Source organism: Streptomyces sp. NPDC047000 (assembly GCF_040644295.1).
Classification (GTDB): domain Bacteria; phylum Actinomycetota; class Actinomycetes; order Streptomycetales; family Streptomycetaceae; genus Streptomyces.
This window is the reverse complement of the sequence record NZ_JBEYWE010000040.1, coordinates 1-6,544: the sequence shown is the minus strand read 5'-3', so window position 1 is coordinate 6,544 and position 6,544 is coordinate 1. Positions and strand designations below refer to the sequence as shown.

Below are 6,544 nucleotides of genomic sequence, written 5' to 3'. Positions count from 1 at the left end.
GGACTGCCCCCATGCTGTTGTGGTGACGGAACGGCCGCACCTGACGCGGCGTGCACAGCATGTCCCGGCGACGGGCCGTTTCTGAGGGCCTGGCCGGGTTGTCTGGGGAAACCCTTGAATCCGCTGCTCGCGGCAACTGCCGCGGGGCGGCGGGGCCATGACGCGACAGCGACGGCCGCCGTCTCTCCCGGCCCTCCGCCCCGCACTCCGCCGTCCCCGGCTCCACCCACCGCGCAAGGGCATACCGGTGCCCGCGACAGGGCGGCCCCTCATGGGACCGCCCTCTTCACAGCCGGTGTCGCGGCGCCTCGGCGGCGCCGTCCCCCGCCGATCTCAGACCGTCAGCCGAGGCCGGGCGACGGAGCACTGCGATCACGACGGGCCCGCAGCGGCCTGAATCGGATTCGCCGAGCCGTGAATCCCCCGCGTCCCGGCAGACGATGGACGGCGGATGACGGCTTCTACCGTTTCACCGAGAGGTTCCGGGGTCCGAGTAGGAACGGGACAGAGAACCGGAGGTGCTGTCAGAAGTTTTGACGAGGTGTCCGTACCCCGCGCCTCTACGTCGCTGCTGCGGTTGTCTGTTCGTCGTGTTCGCGCAGCATCCGCATGACGGTCGCGGGCAAGGGGTGCTGTCCCTTTTTCTTGCCCGTGGTGATGACGAGGCGCTTGGCGATGTCGCGCAAGCTCATCTCCTGCTCGCGCAGGTGGAGGGCCATGGACAGCATGTCGTCGTCGGTGACGCCCGCGCCGCCGATGGTCTTGCCGCGCTTGCGGGCGGACTCGTGGCCTTCCAGAGTGCGGTCGCGGATGTACTCGCGTTCCATACCGGACAGGGCGGCCAGCACCGTGAACACCACTCCGGACGGGTCGTGCGAGCCCTGAAGCTCACCGGTGAAAAACTCCAGGCCGACGTCGCTCGCTTTCAGTTCCTCGGCCAGGGTCGCCAGTTCGATGCCGCGGCCGAGCCGCTTGTGCTCGTGGACGACGAGCGTGACGCGCATCCCGGAGGCGCACAGCTCGCCGGCGAGGGCAACGGCCTTGTCGAGTTCGGGGCGCTGGGTGGCGCGGGTGGAGATCTTCTCGGAGAAGATCCGGGTAACCCAGCTTCGGCGAGCGAGTCGAGGGAATGCCGGGCGGTGGCTGCACGGGCGTATCCCAGGCGGGCATGCCCGACGGGTTCGGCGCTGGCGTTCCTCGGCCGGGGCAGCGAGGAGTCGGCCGACGCCGTCGGTTTGATCTTGTCCCACGCCTGGTGGTCCATGGTGGCGGCGCCGGGGACGAAGCGTTCGATGACCGACACGAGAGCATCGTCCGGCGTCTTGCCCCGGATCGCGGCCGGCAGGTCGTAGGGCACGACCGTGGGGTCGTTCCACTGGGCCTGGGTGAAGCGGTGTCCGCGCAGGTAGACGAGGTTCTGCGGCTCGTCGACCGGGAAGCCGGTCGTCGGCAGCCCGAGATGGTCCACGAGTTGGGCCACGACCGGCTGGTCGGGTCAGGTAGCGCATCCCGCCCAGCTCGGCGTGCAGGTGTGGCATACCGGGCGGCGTCACCGAGAAGAGGCGGCCGCCGACGCGCTCGCTCCCCTCGAACAGACCTACCGTGAGAGGACCGCCGTGTCGCCGCTGAAGCCCTTTCAGCGCGCGGCTGCGTTTGGCCTCCGGGCCGAGTAGTCGCCAGGCGGTGTACGCACCGGATACCCCGGCACCGATGACCGCGACGTCGAGCACGTCGTCCCGATGCGCGGCCGAAACGGCCTGCTCCGGCCTCGTGCGGACGAGTGGACGTGCCTTGGCCGGTGTCACCAGCGCTCCGTCGGCGAGGGTGACGGCGCCAAGCGCCGCGGTCCCCTTGAGCAGGTCACGCCGCGTCGGTTTGGCCATCTCCCGCAGTCTCCAGCCTGGATGTCCTCGGTACGGATCACCTGTTGCAGCCGCCAAGACATATCAATTCAGATATTCCGCCGGCTGTTGGCGGTTAGCGGCGGGCGAGTCGGGGGCGCCCAGGGCGTACGTGCAGATCACCGGGGCGTACGTGAGATCAAGGGTGGATCGGTCGCCGCCGCTCGGCATGGTGCCGGGCTGATGGCGCGATCTGCGTGAACACTGGTGGTCTCGGGAAGCAGGCGGGAGAGCGTATGGACAACCCCAGCCCTCAAAGAACCCTGGAAGCAACCTCTGTCGGGGCAGGCAGCCGTCGAGAGCCCATTCAGCTGGGAGTCGTTGGCATCGCTCTTGCCGCCGTACTCACCTTTGCCCTCGCGCAGGGGTCCTGGCAGTGGTTCGCCACCTACATCGGTGTGACGCTTCTCATGGTGGTCCTCTCCTCCTACCGACCGCCGGCGTTCATGCCGGACCTCCGCTTTTCGTATGTGCAGGACCTGACGGCGTATTCGCTGGTGGTGGGCCTGTTTGTCGCGGTCGCGCTGGCTCCGATGATGCAGCGCTGGGCGTGGCTCTTTCCGATGCCGGGGACCCGCAACCAGTGCGATCAGCTGGGCACCTTCGAAAGCCTCCGCACGGAGGCCTCGTTGGCGAACCTCGCCGGCCGCGACCGTACCGCCATGGCCTATGCGCAGGTCGTCCACCGCCATGACGCCATTGCCGACTGCCTGGCGTCCACGACCACCCTGTGGCTGCCGGTCTACGGAGTCGCGGCGGCCCTGCTGGCGGGTCTGGGCGCGTGGACCTTCGGCTGCGCTCGGCTGAGGCGCCGTACGGCCGCGGGCAGCCGGAGTGCGTAGATCGTTCTCACGGCACACGCGAACACCGGAGGCGGTACACGGGCGCATCCTCCGCGGCCACAGGCAGTCACTCCGGTACACCCCTCACCCGGAAGATCGGCATCAAGCCGGCACAGCAGGTGCGGCTGTGTCACGCCCCCGCGCCGTGGGACATCCTGGGGCTGCCGTGAGGTCGCAGAGGGGTGTCCGGCCGGAGCGGACGCCACCGTGGAACTTCCGGCACGCCGGACGGAGTCTGCCGGTGAACGCGCCCCAGGCCAGGCAGCCGTCACAGTTGGTCGCGGTTCAGCGACCCGGTGGGCGGACAGCCGACGGTCCGTCGATCCGGTGTGTCTGCCGCCGTCCTCGCGCTGGAGGGGCAGCGCTGGAAGGGCTGAACGGGTGCTCTTCGGCAGACCGGACCGGCGCACCGCAGCACGCTCCTAACCAGCCCTGTATCTCTGTCTGGAACGTCACCTGAGGCGATGGAGGGCTGGAGAAGATGGCTTTCGAGCGAAGGAAATTCCTCATGGCCGGCGCCCTGGGGGGTGCGACCGTGCTTCCACAGGGTGTGGTCGGAGCGCGGGCGTATGCGGCGGCTCACGAGGCAACGTGTCCGGGCGGCCCGATCCCGCAAACTCCTCCGCTGAAGAAGTATGTCGACCCGCTTCCCATGCCGTTGACGGCCGTCCCGGATCCTTCCGCCTATCCGGGCGCCGACTACTACGAGATCACGATGCGGCAGGGCTCGTGGCGCTTCCACCGGGATCTCGGGCCGGCCACCGTGTGGGGTTACTGGGCCAACAACCCGCACGATCCGCACAAGCCGACCGGCATGGGCTATCTCGGGCCGACCATCAGCGTGACCACCGACCACCCGACGGTCGTCAAATACCGCAACGAACTGCCGACCACCCACCTGTTCCAGTTCGTGATCGACGCCATTCGCAGCGGGTGCGACGAGCTGACACCGACCCCTCCGCCTCCCTACAAGTCCATGGTGCCGTTTCCCCCGAATGTCAACGTGTGGAACGTCGTACACCAGCACGGCGGTTTCACAGCGCCGCAGTCCGACGGCATGCCGCTGCAGTCCTTCAGCCCGGACGGCATCCACGCCGAGTCCTACACCACCCTGGAGCCGGGCCGGGTCAAACGCAACGAAGCGATCTACGCCTACACCAACCACGACCGTTCGTGCATGCTCTGGTACCACGATCACGGCATGGGGATGACCAGCCTCAACGTCTACGCGGGCCTGGCCGGTCTCTGGCGCGTCGGTGACCCCGCCGACGAGCGGCTCGGGCTGCCGCGGGGCGAATTCGAGGTCCCGCTCATCCTGCAGGACCGGACCTTCAACCCGGACGGCTCACTGGCCTACTCCATGACCCTGAGGGAAGGCGAGGACACCCCGGTCGTCAACGGGAAGGCGTACCCCTTCCTGGCCGTCGAGCCGCGACGTTACCGGCTGCGCCTTCTCAACGCTTCGAACGAGCGTTTCTGGCGGCTGCGGTTCGAGACCCAGCCCAGGGACGCAGTGCCTGAGGCCCAACTGCCGTTCTGGCTGATCGGCACGGACAGCGGCTTCCGCACCCCGTTGCAGATGCTGAACTTCCTGATCTCGCCGGCCGAGCGGTACGACCTGGTCATCGACTTCAGCCAGGTGCGCATGGGCACGAAGGTCAGACTGGTGAACTACCACGCGCCAGTCCACTACCCCGGCATGCCGGGCGAGGGGCCGGAGATCCGGGAAATCATGGAGTTCCAGGTCACCGAACCACTGTCCGGAGGCGGGGACAGGTCGAGGCCGCCCAAGGAACTCAGGCTGCCGACAGTCGCACCGGTCAAGCCGAAACCGCACACCCGTCGGCGGCAGTGGGTCGTGTACCAGCACAAGCTGTTCAGAACCATGACGTTCAACGCGGTGCCGTTCGAGGCGCCGTCCCAGGACTTCATCGAGGAGGGCTCGACCGAGATCTGGGAGTACATCAATCCCAACCACGACGCCCACCCGATGCACGTCCACCTTGTCAACTTCCAGGTGCTGGACAGGCAGCCGATCGACGCGGCCGCCTACCAGGCCGCTTACGAAAAGTGGATCGACGGTGGCCGCAAAACGAAGGACCTGCCGGTGCTGGAGAAATATTTCACCGGCCCACCGGTACCGCCGGACCCTGACGAAGTGCGGTCCAGCAAGGACACGTTCAAATCCTATCCGGAGACGGTGACCAGAATCATCATTCAGGAATTCACCCCGCCGACGGCCACGATCGCGTCGATTCCGGGCAGCGGTACCAAGCTCCCGGCGACGTACATCCACCACTGCCACATTCTCGAACACGAGGACGACGATCTGATGCGCCCGTGGACGATCGTCGGCCACGGCGACCACAGCGGTGGCGACCATGACGGCGGCCACGGCCACTGACGGGATCGATCGACCCGCGTGTGCCGGTCCGCGCCCATAAGGGGCCCGGACCGGCACTGACGCCGTGGCCCGTCCCTCCCCGGATCCTTGCGAGTGCGCCATCGTCTCTACATCGGCGACGTGGACGCCATGCTGCGGTAGAAGCCGCACGGACAGGACGCCTCCATACCAGAAGGACCTCGACGCCGCCGCGATCCTGCTACGCACGGCATGGCTCGCGGCGGCCGGCGCCGCCGCCGATCCGGACGGCGACATCCGCGCGACGCTCGACGCGATGGACGTCGGCCCCTTCCACGCTGCCGCCCAGGTCGTCAAGGAACTCGCACAGAAGCCCGACGACGGCTCCGAGGCCAACGCCCGCCTGGTCGACCTGGAGCTGTCCGTCGCCGCCGTGCTCACCGCGGAGGCCACCAACGTCGGCGTGGAGCCCATCGTCCACGACGGTGTCGACGCGCTCTCCCACGACCGGCTGTTCTGGGTCGAGCAGAACTACCTGCGCGCAGACCCTCAGCCTGGCCGACGCCCGCCTGGTCGACTACCACATGCGCCTGCCGCTGGTGCAGGCGTGGGGCGGCGGTGAACTCGCCTCCGCCGACGGCCTGCGCTTCGTCACCCCGATCCGCACCCTGAACTCCGGGCCCAACCCGAAGTACTTCGGCACCCGCCGGCGCGGGGTGACGTTCTACAACTTCCTCTCGGACCAGTTCAGCGGCCTGCACGGCATCCTGGTCCCCGGCACCCAGCGCGACTCCTTCTACATCCTGGACGGCCTGCTGGAACAGGAGACCGCCCTGCGGCCCGTCGAAATCACCTCGGACACACACGGCTCCTCCGAAATCGTGTTCGGCCTGTTCAAGCTCATGGGCTACCAGTTCTCCCCGCGCCTGGCCGACGCAGGCAGCGTGATCCTGTACCGCGCGGACCCCGATGCCGACCACGGGCGCCTCAACGACCTGACCCGCGACAAGATCAACCTCAAGCAGGTCACCGCGTACTGGGACGACATGCTGCGGCTGGCCGGGTCCCTGCACTCGGGCACCGTCAAAGCCTCCGAGGCCCTGTGTGTGCTCGCTCCCGGCGGCAAACCCACCCCCACCGGCAAGGCCGTCATGGAGCTCGGCCGCATGGACCGCAGCGCCTACCTGTCCTCCTACTTCACCGACGAACTCCTACGGCGCCGGGTCAACACACAGCTCAACCGGCAGGAGTCCCGCCACCAGCTCACCCGCCGGATCTTCCACGAACAAAAGGGCGAACTCAGGAGACATACAGGGAAGGCCAAGAAGATCAACTTGGTGCACTCAGGGTCCCTTGCATGATTGAGGTCTGTCCGGGTTCATCCGGTGAGGCCGAGGGCGGTCAGGGGTCTGTGTGGGTCGCGGGCGGTGTGGCGTAGG

At 67.8% G+C, this 6,544-nt stretch carries 3 protein-coding genes and 1 pseudogene; 3 read left to right on the top strand and 1 reads right to left on the bottom strand.

Annotated elements, in window-relative coordinates; translation table 11 throughout:
- Positions 1–560 precede the first annotated feature (560 nt).
- Positions 561–1,508, bottom strand: coding sequence for a recombinase family protein (locus ABZ862_RS35605; RefSeq protein WP_360967829.1), 948 nt, complete (start codon positions 1,506–1,508; stop codon positions 561–563).
- A gap of 629 nt (positions 1,509–2,137) precedes the next feature.
- On the opposite strand from ABZ862_RS35605, the gene ABZ862_RS35600 reads away from it, so the two are divergent.
- The 3 genes and pseudogenes from ABZ862_RS35600 (at position 2,138) to ABZ862_RS35590 (ending at position 6,466) form a co-directional block, all read left to right on the top strand.
- Entirely contained in the window at positions 2,138–2,743 is a 606-nt protein-coding gene (locus tag ABZ862_RS35600; protein ID WP_360967794.1) for a hypothetical protein, read from the top strand.
- A 508-nt stretch (positions 2,744–3,251) separates the two neighbouring features.
- A complete protein-coding gene (locus ABZ862_RS35595; RefSeq protein WP_360967791.1) occupies positions 3,252–5,147 on the top strand; it encodes a multicopper oxidase domain-containing protein in 1,896 nt (631 codons plus the stop codon).
- A 274-nt stretch (positions 5,148–5,421) separates the two neighbouring features.
- Positions 5,422–6,466, top strand: a pseudogene (locus tag ABZ862_RS35590) (Tn3 family transposase).
- Positions 6,467–6,544 lie beyond the last annotated feature (78 nt).